This window comes from Actinophytocola sp., from assembly GCF_036402745.1.
In the GTDB taxonomy this organism is placed as follows: domain Bacteria; phylum Actinomycetota; class Actinomycetes; order Mycobacteriales; family Pseudonocardiaceae; genus Actinophytocola.
In genome coordinates this window covers 1-17,502 of the sequence record NZ_DASWSJ010000378.1, presented here as the reverse complement: position 1 = coordinate 17,502, position 17,502 = coordinate 1, and the positions used below count along the sequence as shown (strand labels likewise).

The window sequence follows — 17,502 nt, the reverse complement described above, 5'->3', positions numbered from 1 at the left end:
CAGGTTCCCGAGTGAAGGACCACGATGGATCTGATGCCCGAACCCCCCGACCTCGCTCCGCAGGAGCCCGGCGAGCCCGGTGCCTACGGGGCGTCCCGGGTCGGGCCGCGCGACCCGTTCGCCGTCGCGCTCGGGAACGCGTCCTTGCTCGGCATCGGGTATGTGCTGCTGGGGCGGCGTGGCCTCGCCGTGGTCTCCGTGCTGGTGTCCGCGGCGCTGCTCGTCGTCCTCGCCTCGGCCGACGGCGCCGGCTGGTTCCAGGGTGTGGTGTTCGCCTGGTGGGCGGCGCTCGTCGTGCACGGGTTCTCTCTCGCGAGCCGGTCGCGGGCCCGGCCCAGCGGGGTACGCGGGCAGCGGCTCGTCGCGGCCGCGGTGGCGGTTCCGGTGCTGGCGACGTTCGTGGTGGTGCGGGTCGACGCCGCACGCGTCGAGAATGCCGCCGAGGAGGCCCACCGCGCGGGCGAGTGCGAGCGGGTTCTGTCCATGGTGGACGGACTGGGGCCGGGGCACCGGCTGGCCGACGCGCCGCTGGTCGACAGGGCGAAGGACGGCGCCGACGCGTGCGCGCTCGTGGTGCGTGCGCGCCGGCAGGCCAAGGACGACCGGCTGCTGGCCGTGCGGACCCTGGAGAGGTACCAGGACCACCGGGCGGCGCGGTGGGCGGGCGCGACCGGGTACCGCGGGGACCTGCTGCTCGACCAGGCCGCCGCCGACCTGCACACGGGCCTCGCCGCCGACACCGGCGCGCTGACCGACGGCTTCACCCTCCTGGCGAAGGTCCGCCGCGAGCTCCCCGGCCGCGGGACCGACGCCGGCGGCGTGCTGGACGACTTCCTCGCCGGCCTGCCGGTCGAGGACCCCTGTGTCACCGCCGAGATCACCGACTGGATCGCCGGGCACAAGCCCCGCGGCGCCGAGCTGGACCGGGCCGCGGAGGTCCTGCCGCGGGTCGCGCCCGCCGCGATCGTCGGATGCGCCGACGCCTTCATGGCGAAGAAGAACCCGGCGCAGGCCCGCCCGCGCTACCAGCAGCTGGTCACCGAGTACCCCCGGCACGCCCTCCTGGCCCGCGCCAAGAAGGGCGTCGTGCTGGCCACCCAGGCGATCGAGCTGGCCGACGTGCGTGCCCGGCTCGCCACGACGGCGCCCGACACGCTGCCGCACTACTGCGACAAGACGGGGCCCTACAGCGCGGCCAAGCCCTACCGGGGCCGCGGGCCGCACCGCGCCCTGATCTACGGCCAGGACTTCCAGCGCCGCAGCCTGCCCGCGCCGTGGCGCGCCAAGGACGCCGCCGACGCGGTGCTGGTGATCTGCGCCGGCGAGAGCGTGCTGGGCGACGGGGTGCAGACCTGCCCCTACGAGCCGCAGTCGGGCACCTCGCTCGGCTTCCCCATCAGCGTCACGTTCCACAAGCGGAAGATCCCCGTGCGCGTCTACGAGGTGCGCACCGGCCGGCTCGTGGCCAACACCAGCGTGCAGATCGGCGGCGCCAGCTGCCCCAACGTCCTGAACTACGAGTACTACGTCGCCGACCTCGGCCCGCCGTCGGACGTGTACGTCACCTCGTCCACGTCCGACATCGTCGCGGCCTACAAGCCGGTGATCGACCCGTGACACCCGTGACGGCTCACTCGGAGGCTCACTCGTAGGCAATGGCCGACAGCACGTTCACCCGCGCGGCCCTGGCGGACGGCGCCAGGGCCGCGACCAGCCCGGCCACCACGGCCAGCCCCAGGAACACCGCCAGCGACGTCCACGGCACGGCCAGCACCGCGAGGTCGGCCACCGACACGAACGCCGCGCCGGCCAGGCCGCCGAAGGCCAGGCCCAGCAGCCCGCCGAACACCGACATCACGAGGGACTCCGCCACGACCATGTGCACCATGTGCGAGCGCCGCATGCCGATGGCCCGCAGCAGGCCCAGCTCACGCGTCCGCTCCAAGATGGACAGTGCCATCGTGTTGATGATGCCCAGGATGCCGATCACCACGGACAGTCCCAGCAGGACATAGAGCATCGTCTCGGCGATGTCGACCCGGCTCGACGCGTCCGACGCCAGCTGGGTCTGGTCGGCCACCGTGACCTCGGGGTTGTCCGCCACGAGGTCGGTCACCGCCTGCCGGACCGCCGCCCGGTCCGCGCCCGGCGCCATCAGCACGTAGCCGACCGCCGGCATGGCCGACACGAACGTCCGCGACGCCGCGGCCGGGGACAGGACCGGGCCGCGCAGCAGGAAGTTCGGCTCGTAGCTGCCGACGATCCGGTAGGACTTGGTCCCGCCGCGCTGGGTGGCGATCTTTACGGAGTCGCCGACGGCCAGCTTCAGCGTCGACAGCGTGTCGGTGTCCAGCGCCACCTCGTCGTCGGCGAGCGTGCCCAGCGAGCCCGCTGCCTTCTTGAGCCCCAGCACGTCGGTGAGCGCGGGGAGGTCGCCGGCGTTGGCCGGACTGGGGGTGCCGTTGACCTGCACGGTGTCGGTGAACTGGTCGGTCGCCTCGGCGACGCCGGGCACGGCACGCGCCTTGGTGATCACGTCGGGGGAGAACGTCGGCATGATCCGCCCGTCCGCGGCGGTGGGCGGGCCGCCCTGCTGGCCGCCGGCCCGCGCGCTCACCCCGTCGCCGGAGATCACCAGGTCCGCGGTGAGGTCCGAGGACACCACCGACGACACGTCCGCGCGCAGCGACTCCGCCACCACGCCGACGCCGCCGACCAGGCCCAGCGTGACCACCAGCGTCGCCACGGTGATCGCGGTCCGGCGCGGGTTGCGGGCCGCGTTCAGCCGGCCCAGCTTGCCCGGCATCGACCAGCTCAGCAGCCGCCCGACCGCCGGCAGCAGGGTCCGGCTCGCGATCGGGGTCAGCAGCGCCACCCCGGCCAGGCCCAGCACGATGCCCACGGCCAGCACGGGCAGCGGGCCGCCGCCGACGACGGCCGTGACGATCCCGCCGACGCCGAGCACCGCCGGCACCGCGCCGACGATCGTGATCCGCTTCAGCGAGCGCTGCTCCGCGGCCGAGGCACGCATCGCCGCCACCGGCGGCACCCGCGACGCCCGGAACGCCGGCACGAGCGCCGCGATCAGCGTGACGACGATGCCGAGCCCGAACGCCAGCAGCAGCTGCGGCACCGGGACGGAGAGCCCGACCGGGAACTGCGCCCCGCTCTGCGCCTCCATGATCGCCTGCAGCCCGGTCGACACCGCGATGCCGAGGCCGACGCCGACCGCGGACGCGACGATGCCCACCAGCAGGGCCTCCACCAGCACCGAGCCGATGATCTGCCGCCTTCGCGCGCCGAGCGCGGCCACCAGCGCCAGCTCACCCGTGCGCTGTGCGATGAGGATCGAGAACGTGTTGAGGATGAGGAAGATGCCGACCAGCAGCGACAGCCCGGAGAACGCCAGCAGCACGATCCGCACGATGTCCAGGAACGCCAGGCCGTCCGCGGCGGTCTGCTGGGCGAGCTCGTCGCCGGTGCGGACCACGTAGTCCGCGCCGACCACGTCGGCGACCGCCTTCTTCAGGTCGGCCGGGGACACCCCGGCGTCGGCGGTGAGCGTGATCGAGCTGAACACCCCGGTCTCGCCGAGCATCAGCCGCTGCGCCACCGGCTCGGTGAACGCCACCTCGGTGCTGCCGCCCAGCGTGCCCAGCCCGTTCGTGAACCCGTAGATGCCCACGATCCTGAAGGACTGTCGCGGTTGGAGGGTGAGCACGTCGATCGTGCCGCCGACCGTGAACCCGCCCCGCTCGGCCAGTCCCGCGTTGATCGCCACCTCGCCGGCCGCGGCCGGCCCGCGGCCCTCCCGGAGCTTGACGAGCCCGGTCTCGCCCGGCCAGGCCCGGCCCAGCCGCGGCGGCCCGGTGAGGCTGATGACCTTGCCGTCCGGCCCGACCGGCCGCGCGCCGTCGGTCGACACCTCGCCGACCACCGACGCCGCCCCCGGCACGTCCCGCAGCCGGGCGACGAGCGAGGCCGGCACCGGCGGGGTGAACGCCCGCCCGCCGGCCTCGGAGTCCACATTGGAGCGACCGCTGACCGACACGTCCACGTTCGAGGTCGTGGTCTGGAAGATCGCGTCGAACCCGTTGCCGATCGTCGTGGTGGTGACCACGGCGGCGGAGACCGCCATGACCCCGAGCACCACGGCGAGCCCGGCGAGCATCAGCCGCAGCTTCCTCGCCAGCAAACCCTTCAGGGTCGCCTTCAACATGACTACCTCGTCCCGGGTTCGGACCCCAACGAGTCCAGTGCCTTCATCGTGTCGAGGACCTCGTCCGCGGTCGGGTCGTTCAGCTCGTGCACCAGCCGGCCGTCGAGCAGGAACACGACCCGGTCGGCGTAGGCCGCCGCGTTCGCGTCGTGGGTGACCATCACGATCGTCTGGCCGAACTCCTGCACCGACCGGCGCAGGAAGCGCAGGATCTCGGTGCCCGAGCGCGAGTCCAGGTTGCCGGTGGGCTCGTCGGCGAAGATCACGTCCGGCTTGGGCAGCAGCGCCCGCGCGCACGCGACCCGCTGCTGCTGGCCGCCGGACAGCTCGCTCGGCCGGTGGGTGAGCCGGTCGGCCAGGCCGACCGCCTCGACCACCGTGTCGAACCACGCCTGCTCGGGCTTGCGCCCGGCGATCGCCAGCGGCAGCGTGATGTTCTCCTCGGCGGTGAGCGTGGGGAGCAGGTTGAACTGCTGGAACACGAACCCGACCCGGTTGCGGCGCAGGTCCGCGAGGCCGCGGTCGTTCAGCCCGCCCAGCTGCACCTCACCGATCCACACCTCGCCGGAGTCCACTGTGTCCAGACCGGCGAGGCAGTGCATGAGCGTGGACTTGCCGGATCCGGAGGGGCCCATGATCGCGGTGAACTGGCCGCGCCGGATGTCGGCGGAGATGTCGTCCAGCGCGGTGACCGCGGTGGCGCCGGTGCCGTAGGCCTTGGTGACGCCGACGGCGCGGGCGGCCAGGCCGGTGATGGTGTCCTGCGCGGCGTCCTTTGTCGTGCTGGTCATGCCGACTCCCGGGCTCGAGCGGTTTGCGTGCGGCTCTTGATCCGGCCCCACGGCTTCGCCACCGACAGCACGAGCGCGACGAGGGTCAGCGCGGCGAGGACCGCGATCATGCCGACCGGGCCGATCTTGGCGCCGTACTCCATCGGCCAGGACCCGGCGGCGGCCGCGCTCTCGGCGATGGTCGAGCCGAGCGTCATCGTGCCGGCGACCACCAGCGCGAGGCCGATCACCAGCTTCACGACCACCCAGTAGAAGCGGAACAGCCCCCACTTGGTGCCCAGTGCGAGCACGAGCCCGCTGAGCAGCGTGAGCAGCGTGGCCGGCGCGAAGAACGTGTCGGCGATCAGCACCGCGGCGTCGTAGGCCGTGTGGGCCCTGGCCTGGCTGGTGGTGAAGAGACCCGTCATGCACAGCGCGAGCGTGCTCAGCAGGATGCCGAGCCAGCCGACCGCGCTCATGATGTGCAGGATCTGCCAGACGTTGCGGACCGTTCCGTGCAGTGGCTTGATCCGGATGCTCGTCAACGTGCTCATGTCCGCCCCTCGCTGCCGTCGTTGCCCGTCCATGGTGGCGTCCTGCGCTGACGAACCCATCGATCTCCGGCCCGGCTCGAGCGGGCCACGACCGATGCGTGCACGGCGAGGCTGCCCCACAGCAGGAACATCGGGCCGGCGGGCCAGAAGAACTCGGCGCCGGACGCGACGAACCGCATGATCAGGAACAGCGACAGCACGACGGCGACGACCGCGTGCACCCGCAGCCTGCTCGGCATCGCGGCGGCCCGCGTGGCGAGCGAGGCCCGTGGCCCGGCAGCCGCGGCGGCGCGCCCGGCGGGCAGGTCGGCGGTGAACCTCTCCAGCTCACCGCGGTACTTGACGACGTAGATCTGCTCCAGCCGCTCCTCCGCCTCGGCGAGGGTCAGCCGACCCTCCCCGGCGGCCTCGCTGACCAGCTTCGCGACGTGCTCCCGCTCGGCGTCGGAGGCGCGCAGGGCGGGGGTCACGGACTTCGACTCCCGGTTCTCGTTCATGGTGACCAATGTGCGCCTCAGCAGGGGGTTTCGTCGTCGCACAGGCGAGGTGAACCGGCCTACCGTGCACGGCGGACCCGGGAGGCCGCGCCTGCGCCCCGGGGAGTATTTCGAGCCCCGTTGGCTGCCGGCCCGAGGTGGGGTCATCTACCGTTCGTCTCATGGCAGCACCACGCGTGCCCAGGGGCCCGATGCTCCTGGCGACACTTCCGCCGTACGCGGTCGTGATCCCGCTCGCGATCGTCCAGGTGGGCGCGACCTTCCCGGCCGCGTACTTCCAGGACCAGACCGGCCACCTCGACGCGCTCACCGTGCTGCTCACCCTGCTCGGCCCGCTCTGCCTGCTGCGCAGGCGCAGCCACCCGCTGTCGACGCTGGCCGCGGTCGTCGTCGTGACCGTCGCCTACCTGCTGCTGCGGTTCCCCGTCTTCGGGCCGGTGTACCTGAGCGTGGTGGTGGCGGTGTTCAACGCGGTGCTGCACGGGCCCCGGCTGCTCGCGTGGCTGAGCTCGGTGTGGGGCGTCGCGGTGATCCTCGTCGTGATGGACATCGTCTCCGCCAAGTACACCCTCGGCATCGCGCAGGGGCTGTTCGCCGCCGCGTGGCTCACGCTGGTCCTGGTGATCGCGGAGATCGTGAAGGCCCGCAACGAGCGGGCGGCGCAGGCCGAGGCGGCGCAGGCCGAGGTCACCAAGCGGCAGGCGAGCGAGGAGCGGCTGCGCATCGCGCGCGAGGTGCACGACGTGCTCGCCCACCACGTGTCGCTGATCAACGTCCAGTCCGGGGTGGCGCTGCACCTCATCGACGAGCAGCCCGAGCAGGCCCGCCAGGCGCTGTCGGCGATCAAGCAGTCGTCGAAGGAGGTGCTGGTCGAGCTGCGCAACATCCTCGGCGTGCTCCGCGACGTCGACGGCAACGGCGACGCGCCCCGCCAGCCGGTCGCGAGCCTGGGCCAGCTCGACCGGCTGCTGGAGCGGATGCGCGAGGCCGGGCTGCCGGTGAACCTCGACGTCGAGGGCGAGGAGCGGCCGCTGCCGAGCGGGGTCGACGCGGCGGCGCTGCGGATCGTGCAGGAGTCGCTCACCAACACCTACCGGCACGCGGGCCCGACGCAGGCCACGGTCGTGCTGAGCTACCTGCCCGAGGAGCTGCGGATCCAGGTCGACGACAATGGCCGCGGCGGCGGGTCGACCAACACGATGGGGTCGGGCGCCGGGCTGACCGGGATGCGGCAGCGGACCGAGGCGCTGGGCGGCACACTGACGGCCGGGCCGCGGCCCGGCGGTGGCTTCCGGGTGGCGGCGGCGCTGCCGACGCGTGGTTCCGGGCGCAAGACCGAGGGGGAGATGGCGTGATCCGAGTCGTGCTGGCCGACGACCAGGCGTTGGTGCGGGCGGGGTTCCGCGCGCTGCTGAACGCGCAGGCGGACGTCGAGGTGGTCGGCGAGGCGGCCGACGGCAACGACGCGATCGCGGCGGCGCGCGAGCACCGGCCGGACGTGATGCTGATGGACATCCGGATGCCGGGCCTGGACGGCCTGGAGGCGACCCGGACGATCTCGTCGGACCCGTCGCTGTCCGATGTGCACATCCTGATACTGACGACGTTCGAGGAGGACGAGTACGTCTTCGAGGCGATCCGCGTCGGGGCGTCGGGGTTCCTGGTGAAGGACACCGAGCCGGTCGAGCTGGTGCGCGCGGTCCACGTGGTGGCCGGCGGCGACGCGCTCCTCTCGCCGGGCGTGACCCGCCGCCTGATCGGCGAGTTCGCCACCCGCGCGAAGAAGGCCCCCGAGTCGTCCACTTTGGACGTACTGACCGAACGCGAGCGCGAGGTCGTCTCCCTGGTGGGCGAGGGCCTGACGAACGACGAGATAGCCGCCCGCCTGGTGGTCAGCCCGGCGACGGCGAAGACGCACGTCTCCCGCGCCATGATCAAGCTCGCCGTCCGCGACCGCGCGCAGCTGGTGGTCCTTGCCTACGAGTCCGGCCTCGTCCGCCCCGGCTGGGCGGAATGACCCGCCGCCGGCTGGCGGTCGGCGCCGCCGTGGTGGCGGTCGCGGCGGTCCTGCTCGGCGCCTGGCTGCTGCGCGGCACGGACCCGGCCGCCCCCGCCCGCCCGGCGGCCGCCGACGGCCCCGCCCCGACCACCACGCTGCGCTGGGCGCCCCAGTCCGCCGGCGGGGCGGATGCGCCGGAGGCGTATCCGAAGGTGCCGGCCGAGCGCGTCGACGCGGGCGGGCACGGCCGCCCCGGCACGTTCCGCACCGACCGCACCGGCGGGACGCTGTTCGTCCCGGTGGTGGACATGGCGTGCTCGCGCGACGAGGCCCGGCTGCTCGGCGAGTACCCGGACCACGTCGACGTGGAGATCCGGACCGTCGCCAAGCCGCCACCGCCGGGCGTCTCCATCGCGCCCGACGGCGGCTACAGCTGCGCGGGTGTGTCCATAGGCGACGGTCCGCACGCGGTGATCGCCCTCCACGCCCCACTCGCCGACCGCCGCGTCGTCGTGCGGCGTTAGCTCCCTACTCCCATGGACCCCCGCGGTACGCCGGAGGCGGTATCCCCGAAGCCTCCCGCGGGTTGAGGCGGTCGTCAGGCCGTGGTGCCAGGCTGAGACCGGCCACGGTCATGTCGCTGAAAGGGAGTTCCGATGACTGCCACGCAACCCGCCCGCAGGGAGCTGGGGGTGCTGACCGGAGTGGTGTTCGTCCTCCTCTGGTTGGCGGGAACGTTCGTGCCCGGCGCGTCCGACGTGGCGTTCCCCAGACCGACCGACGACATGGAGACCGTCCGCAGGTCCATCGAGGCGTCGGCGTCCACTTTGGAGAAGGGCGCCGGGCTCCAGATCCTCGCCGGGATCGCCCTCCTGTGGTTCGCCGCCACGTTCGCCGGGTACCTGCGCCGCCGGGGCGCCAACGCCGAGCTCGTGCTCGCCGGCGGCGTCACCGCGGCCGCGACGCTGCTGTTCAGCGCCGCCGGCAACGTCGCCATGGGCACGGACCTCGCCACCAACGCCGTGTCCGCGCAACTTCTCTACCAGCTGTCCTTCTGGACCGGCGGCCCGATCCACGTCGCCGCGCTCGGCACGATGATCGCCGCCGGCGCGCTGGCTAGCGGGCTGCCGAAGTGGGTGACCGTTCCCGGCATCGTGATCGGCGGGCTCGGCATGCTCGCCTCGTTCTCCGCGCTGGTCTCCCAGATGACGCTGTTCACCCCGATCGGCCGGTTCCTCGGCTTCTTCTGGATCCTGGTGGCCACCATCATGATCGCCGCCCGGCGCCCGGCCGAGGTGGACACCGCGGAGCCCGTGCGGGTCTGAGACAGACAGCGAAGGAGCCCGGGCCGCGCAGGCCCGGGCTCCTTCGCTGCGAGTTCGTGCGAGTTCGTGCGATCAGTTGCCGAGACCCGCCCGGCGCGCCTGCACGGCCGCCTCGGTGCGGTCCGCGATCTGCAGCTTCGCGAAGATCCGCGACAGGTAGTTGCGCACCGTCTTGATGGACAACCCCAGCCGCCGGGCGATCGACGCGTTGCCCAGCCCGTCGGCCACCAGCTCGAGCACCGCCCGTTCCCGGTCGGTCAGCTCGGGGAACGGCTTCGACGACTCACGCGGCTTGTTCAGGTAGTCCAGCGCCCAGTTCGCGACCTCGGACCCGAACACCACCCCACCGCGCCGCACCGTCCCGATGGCCTGGCCGATGTCCTCCGAGCTCGCGCCCTTCACCAGGTACCCGCGGGCACCGGCCCGCATCGCGGCGAGGAACGTGTCCCGGTCCTCCAGCATCGACAGCATGATCACCGACGTGTCGGGGCAGCGGGTGGCGATCGTCTTCGTCACCTCGATCCCGCTGGTGCCCGGCATGTTCACGTCCATCAGCGCCAGGTGCGGGCGTAACCGGTAGATCTCCGACAGCGCCTCGGTCCCCGTCCGCGCCTCGCCGACCACCTCGACCTCGCCGATGAGATCCAGCAGCATGCGCAGCCCGGACAGGTACACCGGGTGGTCGTCGGCGATGACGACGCGGATGGTCTCGCGCGTCTGGGTGAGCTCCATGTTCGCTGTCACAGCAGGGCCTCCTCAGCAGGCCTCATCGGGCAGGCCGCCGCGGCGCGGGGCACGGGGCCGCCGGCAGGTGCGCGGTGACCGACACGCCGGGACCGTTGTCCGGTCCGACGTCACTGACCTCGCACCAGCCGCCCAGCTCCGCGGCCCGGCTGCCCATGGACGTCAGGCCGACGCCCTGGTGACCGAGCCCGGCGCCGCCGACCCCGTCGTCCACAATGGACAGACACAGGCCGGCGTCCACGCGGACGCGGATCGTGCACGTGCTGGCCTTCGCGTGCTTGACGACGTTGGTCAGCGCCTCCTTGGCGATCCAGAACGCGGCGACCTGCGTCGTCCGGTCCACCGCCGCGGCGGCCGGGTCGACGTCGGTCGTTATGGTCAGCGTGCCGCCGGTGGCCCGGCTCATCCGCCGGCCCAGCGTCCGCAACGCGTCGTCGAGGTCCTTGCCGTCCAGCTCAGCCGGGCTCTGGTCGGCCAGCACCCTGCGGAACTCGGTCATGAACGCGGCCGCCTCGCGGCGCAGCTCGAGCAGCATCTCCTCGGCGGCACCCTGGTTGGCGGTCATCAGCTGGCCCAGGATGTCCGCCCGCATCATGATCCCGGCGAGCCCCGGCCCGAGGCCGTCGTGCAGGTTACGGCGCAGCCGCACCATTTCCTGGTAGTGCTCGCACACACCGGTCTCGCAACCGGTGAGATGCCGATGTTCTGCCACGGTGAGCGCGCGGGGCACGGTGACCTCCGACGACTGGACACGGGTGTTCGCTTACCCTCCGATGATTGGCCGCGACCCTGGAGGTCACCTCGAAGCGGGAGCAGGGCGTTTTCGAGTGCGCCGTCAGCCGGTCGTCGGCCGGCAGCGCAGCACGACCGGCCCCTGCGTCCCCAGCGCCACGTCCAGCGACAGCGGCCGGCCGGCGATCGCGGCGGCGTTGCGGGACAGCGTCGCGAGCTGGCGGACCGTGCCACGGCCGAGCGAGTACCGGTAGCGCCAGCTGACCGGCAGGCTCACCGTGTGCGTGCCGCCGTGCGCGACCACGTGCGCGGTCGGCTTCCACGCCAGCTTCTCGCTGATCGTCGTGCCGTCCGCGGGGACCTCGAAGGTGTCGGCGGGCGAGCTTGCCTCGGTGAGCCCCCAGCGCCCGTCGATGCGCACCGGCCGCTGCCGGGTCGGGCTCACGTGCACGACCGCCGACGCGGTCGCGGGGACGAAGTGCTGCAGCAGCAGGACGCAGTTGCCGTGCGCGGTGACGAGACCGCACCGCCGGCCCGCGACGACAGCCTCGACGAGCGCCTCGGGCAGCGCGTCGAGGTGCTGGTTGTACATCGCGAGCTTCCCCGCGGTCTTTCCCGTCCGCACCGCCTCGGGACTCGCGACACCGAGGGTCAGCGCGCCACCCGGCGCACCGTCGAGCATCCCGTGCGCGGCCGGCAGGAGCTGGTCGACGACGGTGTCCGCGGCGACCTCGGGCGCGACCACGATCACCACGGTCGGGCCCGTCGGCAGCTGGTCGAGCAGGCTCGCGGTCACCGCCACCTCGGCGCCGACGACCGCGTGCCGCCGCGCCATCCAGCGCCGCAGCGGGAACACCCGCGCGCCCAGCCGCAGCGCCGGGCCGTCCCGGTCGGGTAACGCGCTCGCCAGCACGGAGATGTCCGTGCCAGCGTCCACCGCTGGACCGGTTGGCCACTCGTCAGGCGCGCGCATCTCGGACTGCACAGCGGTTCCTCTTCTCGTGCCAGCCGACCCACAGTGGCCCGCTGTAGGCCAAGGTAGGCAGCCGAACATGAAACCCGCTCGACGCGAGCTAGAGGCAAAGACGACCAACCGGTCAGCCGGGGGACTGCTGGCCAGTGGTGTTGCGCCACCAGGAACTGCCGAGCATCCCGGACAGGCCCACCAGCCGGATCAGCGCCGGCACGTGGTGGCGCGGCTCCGGCTCGTCCCCTTCGCGCTCCTCGACGAGGTCGGCGTCGACCAGCTCGTCCAGCACGGTCTGCGCCGCGGGCACGCTCATGCTCACCCGCTCGGCGATCTCCTCGGTGCTGAGCAGCTCGCCGTCGGCCGCGGCCAGCCGGCGGAACACCCAGCGCTGCCGGGCGGAGAGCGTCTGGTACGCCTCGGCGAGCCGGCCGAACACGTCGAACCCGGCGTAGCTCAGCTCGTTCATCCGGTTCCGCTCGTCGGTCATCCGGGCGACCATCCGGGACAGGTGCCAGCCCGGCCGGCCGGCGAGCTTCGCGCCGATCGCCCGCAGCGCCAGCGGCAGCCGGTCGGACAGCTCCGCGAGCCGCTCGGCCGCGTCGAGCTCCTGGCTCACCCGGTTCTCCCCGGCCGTGTTGGCCAGCAGCTGCACCGACTCGGCCACCGACAGCGGCGGCAGCCGCAGCCGGACCGCGCCGGACAGCGCGTCCATCGGCACCCGGCTGACCACGACGAGCCCGCAGCCGGAGCCGCTGGGGAACAGGTGGCGCAGCGTGTCGGTGGAGCTGGCCTTGTCCAGCACCACGAGCAGCCGCCGGTCCGCGGTCCAGCTGCGGAACATCAGCGCCGCCTCGGCCACGCTGTGCGGCACGTCGGCCTCGTCCGCGCCGATCGCCTTGAGCATGCCGATCAGCACGTGCCGGGTGGGCATCGGCCGGCCGTCGCCGCCGGTGAGGTCGACGTAGAGCTGGCCGTCCGGGAAGTGCCCGCGCACCGCCCGCGCGGCGCGGGCGACGAAGGTGCTCTTGCCGATGCCGGGCCTGCCGACGACGTTGATGACCCGCAGGCCCTGCGCGTCCGGGCCGGTGAGCAGCCGGTTGAACCCGTCCAGCTCGTGGTGGCGGCCGACGAAGTCCGGGATCTCCGCCGGCAGCTGCGCGGGTGCCGGGAGTGCGATGTGGACGGTCGGGAGCGGCTGCTGCGGTGGCGCGGCGGGCAGGCCCGGCAGGTCCAGCTCCGGGTCGGCCTCGAGCATCAGCTGGTGCAGCCGCTGCAGCTCCTGGGCCGGGTCGAGGCCGAGCTCGTCGACCAGCGCGGTGCGGATCCGCTGGTACACGCCGAGCGCGTCGGCCCGCCGGCCGCTGCGGTACAGCGCGATCATCAGCTTGGCGGAGAAGTCCTCCCGGGTCGGCTCGGCGCTGACCAGGCTCGTCAGCTCGCCGATGATCTCCTGGTGCCGGCCCAGTTGCAGGTCCGCCTCGATGCGCAGGGCGAGGACCGTGCGGCGCAGCTCGTCGAGCCGGGTGGCGTGCGAGTAGAGCAGCGGCCCGGTCGACACGCCTTCGAGGAAACCGCCGCGCCACAGGGAAAGCCCCTCGCGGAACGTCTCCGACGCCGCCTCGGTCCGCTGCGCGAGCAGCTCCGCGCGGCCGCGCCGGGCCATTGCCTCGAACCGGTTCGCGTCGATGTCGTCGAGGTCGGGCAGCTGCAGGATGTACCCGCCGGGGTGGCTGAGCAGCGTCGGTATCGCGCGACCGTCGGCAGGCTTGTCGTCGAGCTTGAGCAGCTTGCGCAGCTGGTAGATGTAGGTCTGCACGGTGGTGAGCGCGCTCTGCGGCGGGCTCTCCTCCCACAGCTCCTCGACGAGCTGGTCGACCCGGGTCACCGAGTTGGCCTGCACCGCGAGCAGCGACAGCACCTGGCGCAGCTTCGGTGCCGACGGGGTGACCACCCTGCCACCGCGCGCGAGCAGCAGCGGGCCGAGCAGGCCGAGCGTGATCGCGCTGGCGGACTCGGTGCGGGACTGCTCGATGCGGGTCGTCTCGGCCGACGGTCCGCCGGCGAGCTGGAGGGGTAACAGTGATGGGGCCTCTGCTCCAGTGTGACGATTCTGCATGGAAACTCCAGACCCGGATCCCGACATTCTTGGTGGCCTTCTCCCGACAACACATGGTGACACCGGGTGCGTCGCGGATCGGAGGTCGTCAGCGTTCTTTGACCACGGTTCGACCGGAGTTGTGGCCCGGGCTGTCAGGCGCGGTCCGGCTTGGTGCCGATCACCAGCGACTCCGTGTCGACCAGGGTGCGCACCTGGACGCCGGTGAGTCCGGCCGCGCTCAGCCAGCCCGTGCAGTCGCCGGTGGAGTTCAGTGTCCCGGCCGGGCCGATGAGCTGGATGTTGAGGCTGTGCACCCAGTTTCCGTTGGTGTGCGGGCGATCCGGGTCGATCAGCGTGTCGTAGACGAGCAGCCGGCCGCCGGGCCGCAGTGCCTCGGCGGCGCGGGTCACGAGGTGCGCGCACCGGTCGTCGTCCCAGTCGGACAGCAGGTGGCCGAGCAGGTAGACGTCGGCCGGCGGTAGGTCGTCGGCGAAGAAGTCGCCGCCGCGGAAGCGCAGCCGGCCGGTGAGGCCGAGGCGGGCCGCGTGCTCGTCGAACAGCGGGCGCATGGCGTGCAGGTCGAACGCGGTGCCGGTCAGGTGCGGGTGGGCCGTGAGAACGCCCGCGAGGACGTTGCCCCGCGCGCCACCGAGGTCGACGACGTGGGTCACGTCCGTCCAGTCGAGCGCGCCGGCCAGCGCGGGGCCGCAGCGGGCCGACCGGGCGTCGGCCGCCTCGACGAACCGGCGCAGCGCCACGGTGTCCGGGCAGAAGTCGAGCCCGGCGTCGGCGCCCTGCGGCTCGCCGGTCTCCAGCAGCGCGCGCAGCCGGGTCCACAGTGGAAACTGCCAGCCGGCGAGGGCGAACATCCCGCCCGCGTAGCCGGGCTTGGCGCGGTCGAGCCAGCTGTCAGCGGTGGTGCCGTTGCGGTACCGGTCGCCGTCGAGGGTGAGGATGCCCATGGCGCACAGGCCGTTCAGCAGCGCCTCGGTGGGCTGCGGGTGCAGCCGGAGCCGGTCGCACAGCCCGGCGAGCGTGGCGGGCTCGGGGGCGAGCACGGAGAACAGGTCGAGCTCCACGGCGACCGCGACCATGCGCGACTGCCAGAACGCGGTCGCCACCTCGTAGAGGTCTGCCGGTCCCACCGGATCGGTGACCACCGCGGGCTCCTCTCGCCTCCCCTGGGGTGACGAGGGTGCGGGGGCCGCCTCGAGACCCGCTCGAGGATCCGTCCGGGCCGGCCGTTCCGACCCACCCTTGAGCCGTCCTCGAGTGGTGGATCTCACCTTTGCGGCATTGAGAGACGGGAGCAGGCATGAGCAACCAGCCGCAAGGTGGCCGCGAGGTTCGGCCCGCCGGCAGCGGGGCGCCGGCGCGGGAGGCCGGTCAGCAGCAGACGTCGACCACCGCCGACCTCGCGTCGGACGATCACCTCATCCGGGGGTACAACTGATGGCCCGCAGGATCCGACTGTGCCACAACTGCGTGCTGGGCACGCTGGCCGGCGTCGCCTGGCAGATGTGGGGCGGCCGCCCCGAGGGCTGGCCGCAGCTGACCCGGTGCGAGTCCTGCACGACGGGCTCCGCGGGTGACCGCCCGCCGCTGACGGGTTCCACCGACCGGTTGTCGCTGACCGGCTCTCGCTGACCGGCTCCGTGGCCCCTTCCCGGGTGTCCGCGGTTCTCGGGTGACGCGGGCGGCCAACGGCGTCCGCCCGCGCCACCGGCTCAGCCCACCGCGACGGGCTCGTCCCAGTCGATGCGGTGGTCGTAGAGCCAGCCCTGCTTCGGCGCGGCCTTCGCGACGAACCGGAAGATCAGCGGCAGCATCATCCGGCCGAGCCGGCCCACCGCCTTGCCGTCGCCGTTGCGCTTGCCCTGCGCCACCACGCGTTCGACCCGCCTGCGCCGCAGGCTCTCGTACGCGGCGAACGCCCGGGGGACCTCCGGCAGGTCGCGCAGGCACTTCGCGAGCGTCACCGCGTCCTCCATGGCCATCGACGCGCCCTGGCCGGACGCGGGCGAGGTGGCGTGTGCCGCGTCGCCGATGATGATCATGCGGTCGCGGTGCCAGACCGGCACCTTCGGGAAGTCGTAGGTGTTCCAGCCGGAGAAGATGTGCCCGGTCGCGTCGATGACCTCGAGCGCGGGGAAGTCGTCGCCGGCGAACAGGTCGCGCAGCTTCGTCCGCCACTGCTCGGGGGTGATCGCGGCCAGGTCCTTCGGGGCCAGCTCGGTGGGCTGCGGCGGGTTCGCGAACCACCACACCTCGCCGTCCGGGCGGGTGACGTAGCTGAAGAAGCAGCGCCGGCCGAAGAACATGTGCATCACGCCCGGCTCGCCGGCCAGCGCGACGCCCCGCGCGTAGCCGCCCGCGTTGAGCAGCGGCACGTAGCGCGGCGCCGGTGCGTTCGGGTCGATGATTCCCCGGGTGACCGAGCGCAGGCCGTCCGCGCCGATCAGCAGGTCGCCGCGAGCGGTGCTGCCGTCCGCGAACCGCGCCAGCACACCGTCCGAAGTGGACTCCGCGGCGACGAGCCGCTTGCCGTACTCGACCGGCACGCCGCGGCGCACCGCCTCGTCGCGCAGCGCGCCGTAGAGGTCGGCGCGGGTGATGGTCTGGTTCCGCGTGCCGTCCGGTAACGGCTGGCCGAAGGAGAACTCGGCCAGCCGCCTGCCGTCCATCTCGGCGGCCATCGACGGGGTGTCGAAGCCCTTGTCCCGCACCAGGTTGCTGAGGCCGAGCGTGCGCAGGGCGGCCAGCCCGTTGACCGCGAGCGTGAGGAACGCGCCCACGCCGTCCGCGCTCCGGTCGTACGCCTCGTAGACGGTCGAGTCGATGCCCGCCTGCTTCAGCGCCATCGCGGTGACCGGCCCGGCCACGCCGCCGCCGATGATGAGTGCCTTGATAGTCATAGTATGACTATACATAAAATGACTGCTCGCGCAAGGGTGGTTAGGGTGGCGGCCGTGGCCAGGAGTTCCGATCGACGTTCCCCGCTCGCGCTGGTGCTGCTCTCACTGCTCGCCGAGGAGCCGATGCACCCGTACCGGATGCAGCAGATGATCAAGGAGCGCGGCAAGGACAAGATCGCCAACGTGGCCGCGCGCAACAGCGTCTACCAGACGATCGACCGGCTGCTGCGCACGTCGCTCATCGCGGTGCGCGAGACCTCGCGGGACGAGCGGCGCCCGGAGCGGACGGTCTACGAGATCACGGAGGCGGGCTGGGACGCGCTGCGCTCCTGGACCCGCGGGATGCTCGGCGCGCCGGCGCGGGAGTTCCCCGAGTTCCCGGCCGCGCTGGCGTCGCTGATGGTGCTGGCCCCCGAGGACGTGCTGGCCGAGCTGACGCAGCGCGCGGCCGCGCTGGAGGCGGAGATCGCGACGCAGGAGGCCGAGGTCGCGTCCGTGCCCGACCTCCCGCGCCTGTTCACCCTGGACGACGAGTACCTGCTGGCCGTGCGGCGCGCCGAGCTGCGGTGGATCGACGGTGTCGTCGCCGCCCTCCGCTCCGGCGAGCTCACGTGGTCCGAGGAGTGGATCCGCGCGATCGCCGAGAAGCTGGAGGGCGGCTAGTCCGCCTCCCCGGGAT

The 17,502-nt window shown here is 72.8% G+C and carries 18 protein-coding genes; 8 read left to right on the top strand and 10 right to left on the bottom strand.

Going from position 1 to position 17,502, the window contains the following annotated elements:
- The first annotated feature begins 33 nt into the window (after nt 1-33).
- Nucleotides 34-1,617: a hypothetical protein gene (locus tag VGD70_RS33275; protein WP_331088472.1), complete on the top strand. Its 1,584-nt coding sequence runs from the start codon at nt 34-36 to the stop codon at nt 1,615-1,617.
- Nucleotides 1,618-1,642: 25 nt separating this feature from the next.
- Here the strand turns inward: VGD70_RS33275 and VGD70_RS33270 are convergent, their stop codons facing one another.
- From VGD70_RS33270 to VGD70_RS33255, 4 genes are read right to left on the bottom strand one after another with little or no spacing between them, the layout of a single operon-like run.
- Nucleotides 1,643-4,219 carry an ABC transporter permease gene (locus VGD70_RS33270; protein WP_331088470.1) on the bottom strand — a complete coding sequence of 859 codons (2,577 nt, stop codon included), beginning with the start codon at nt 4,217-4,219 and terminating at the stop codon, nt 1,643-1,645.
- Nucleotides 4,220-4,221: 2 nt separating this feature from the next.
- Nucleotides 4,222-5,010 (bottom strand): ABC transporter ATP-binding protein, encoded by a 789-nt coding sequence (locus VGD70_RS33265; RefSeq protein WP_331088468.1) that lies wholly within the window; start codon nt 5,008-5,010, stop codon nt 4,222-4,224.
- Nucleotides 5,007-5,543 carry a hypothetical protein gene (locus VGD70_RS33260; protein WP_331088466.1) on the bottom strand — a complete coding sequence of 179 codons (537 nt, stop codon included), beginning with the start codon at nt 5,541-5,543 and terminating at the stop codon, nt 5,007-5,009. Before VGD70_RS33260 ends, VGD70_RS33265 begins: the two co-directional genes overlap by 4 nt.
- The gene (locus VGD70_RS33255; RefSeq protein WP_331088465.1) at nt 5,540-6,040 is read right to left on the bottom strand and encodes a DUF1707 domain-containing protein; all 501 of its coding nucleotides are present in this window, start codon (nt 6,038-6,040) and stop codon (nt 5,540-5,542) included. The genes VGD70_RS33260 and VGD70_RS33255 overlap by 4 nt, the downstream gene beginning before the upstream one ends.
- A 161-nt stretch (nt 6,041-6,201) precedes the next feature.
- On the opposite strand from VGD70_RS33255, the gene VGD70_RS33250 reads away from it, so the two are divergent.
- From VGD70_RS33250 to VGD70_RS33235, 4 genes are all read left to right on the top strand, one after another.
- Entirely contained in the window at nt 6,202-7,395 is a 1,194-nt protein-coding gene (locus VGD70_RS33250) for a sensor histidine kinase (protein ID WP_331088463.1), read from the top strand.
- Nucleotides 7,392-8,057 (top strand): response regulator transcription factor, encoded by a 666-nt coding sequence (locus tag VGD70_RS33245; protein WP_331088461.1) that lies wholly within the window; start codon nt 7,392-7,394, stop codon nt 8,055-8,057. The genes VGD70_RS33250 and VGD70_RS33245 overlap by 4 nt, the downstream gene beginning before the upstream one ends.
- Entirely contained in the window at nt 8,054-8,563 is a 510-nt protein-coding gene (locus VGD70_RS33240; protein ID WP_331088460.1) for a hypothetical protein, read from the top strand. Before VGD70_RS33245 ends, VGD70_RS33240 begins: the two co-directional genes overlap by 4 nt.
- Nucleotides 8,564-8,695: 132 nt before the next feature.
- Nucleotides 8,696-9,364 carry a hypothetical protein gene (locus tag VGD70_RS33235; RefSeq protein ID WP_331088458.1) on the top strand — a complete coding sequence of 223 codons (669 nt, stop codon included), beginning with the start codon at nt 8,696-8,698 and terminating at the stop codon, nt 9,362-9,364.
- Nucleotides 9,365-9,436: 72 nt separating this feature from the next.
- Here VGD70_RS33235 and VGD70_RS33230 read toward each other — a convergent pair whose 3' ends face one another.
- From VGD70_RS33230 to VGD70_RS33210, 5 genes are all read right to left on the bottom strand, one after another.
- Nucleotides 9,437-10,108, bottom strand: coding sequence for a response regulator transcription factor (locus VGD70_RS33230; RefSeq protein ID WP_331088456.1), 672 nt, complete (start codon nt 10,106-10,108; stop codon nt 9,437-9,439).
- Nucleotides 10,109-10,130: 22 nt separating this feature from the next.
- On the bottom strand, nt 10,131-10,757 hold the full coding sequence (locus VGD70_RS33225; RefSeq protein WP_331088454.1) for a sensor histidine kinase: 627 nt from the start codon (nt 10,755-10,757) through the stop codon (nt 10,131-10,133).
- A 186-nt stretch (nt 10,758-10,943) separates the two neighbouring features.
- The gene (locus tag VGD70_RS33220) at nt 10,944-11,777 is read right to left on the bottom strand and encodes a hypothetical protein (RefSeq protein ID WP_331088452.1); all 834 of its coding nucleotides are present in this window, start codon (nt 11,775-11,777) and stop codon (nt 10,944-10,946) included.
- Nucleotides 11,778-11,937: 160 nt separating this feature from the next.
- Nucleotides 11,938-13,926 (bottom strand): AfsR/SARP family transcriptional regulator, encoded by a 1,989-nt coding sequence (locus VGD70_RS33215; RefSeq protein ID WP_331088450.1) that lies wholly within the window; start codon nt 13,924-13,926, stop codon nt 11,938-11,940.
- A 134-nt stretch (nt 13,927-14,060) separates the two neighbouring features.
- Nucleotides 14,061-15,068, bottom strand: a complete 1,008-nt coding sequence (locus VGD70_RS33210; protein WP_331088448.1) for a methyltransferase — start codon at nt 15,066-15,068, stop codon at nt 14,061-14,063.
- Between the two features lie 155 nt (nt 15,069-15,223).
- On the opposite strand from VGD70_RS33210, the gene VGD70_RS33205 reads away from it, so the two are divergent.
- Together VGD70_RS33205 and VGD70_RS33200 are read left to right on the top strand one after the other, a co-directional pair.
- Nucleotides 15,224-15,361: a hypothetical protein gene (locus tag VGD70_RS33205; RefSeq protein ID WP_331088446.1), complete on the top strand. Its 138-nt coding sequence runs from the start codon at nt 15,224-15,226 to the stop codon at nt 15,359-15,361.
- Nucleotides 15,361-15,555, top strand: a complete 195-nt coding sequence (locus tag VGD70_RS33200; protein WP_331088444.1) for a hypothetical protein — start codon at nt 15,361-15,363, stop codon at nt 15,553-15,555. Before VGD70_RS33205 ends, VGD70_RS33200 begins: the two co-directional genes overlap by 1 nt.
- 80 nt (nt 15,556-15,635) lie before the next feature.
- Here VGD70_RS33200 and VGD70_RS33195 read toward each other — a convergent pair whose 3' ends face one another.
- Nucleotides 15,636-16,823, bottom strand: coding sequence for an FAD-dependent oxidoreductase (locus tag VGD70_RS33195; RefSeq protein ID WP_331088442.1), 1,188 nt, complete (start codon nt 16,821-16,823; stop codon nt 15,636-15,638).
- A gap of 54 nt (nt 16,824-16,877) precedes the next feature.
- Here VGD70_RS33195 and VGD70_RS33190 point away from each other — a divergent pair, with 54 nt between their 5' ends.
- Nucleotides 16,878-17,486, top strand: a complete 609-nt coding sequence (locus VGD70_RS33190) for a PadR family transcriptional regulator (RefSeq protein WP_331088440.1) — start codon at nt 16,878-16,880, stop codon at nt 17,484-17,486.
- The last annotated feature ends 16 nt before the right edge of the window (nt 17,487-17,502 follow it).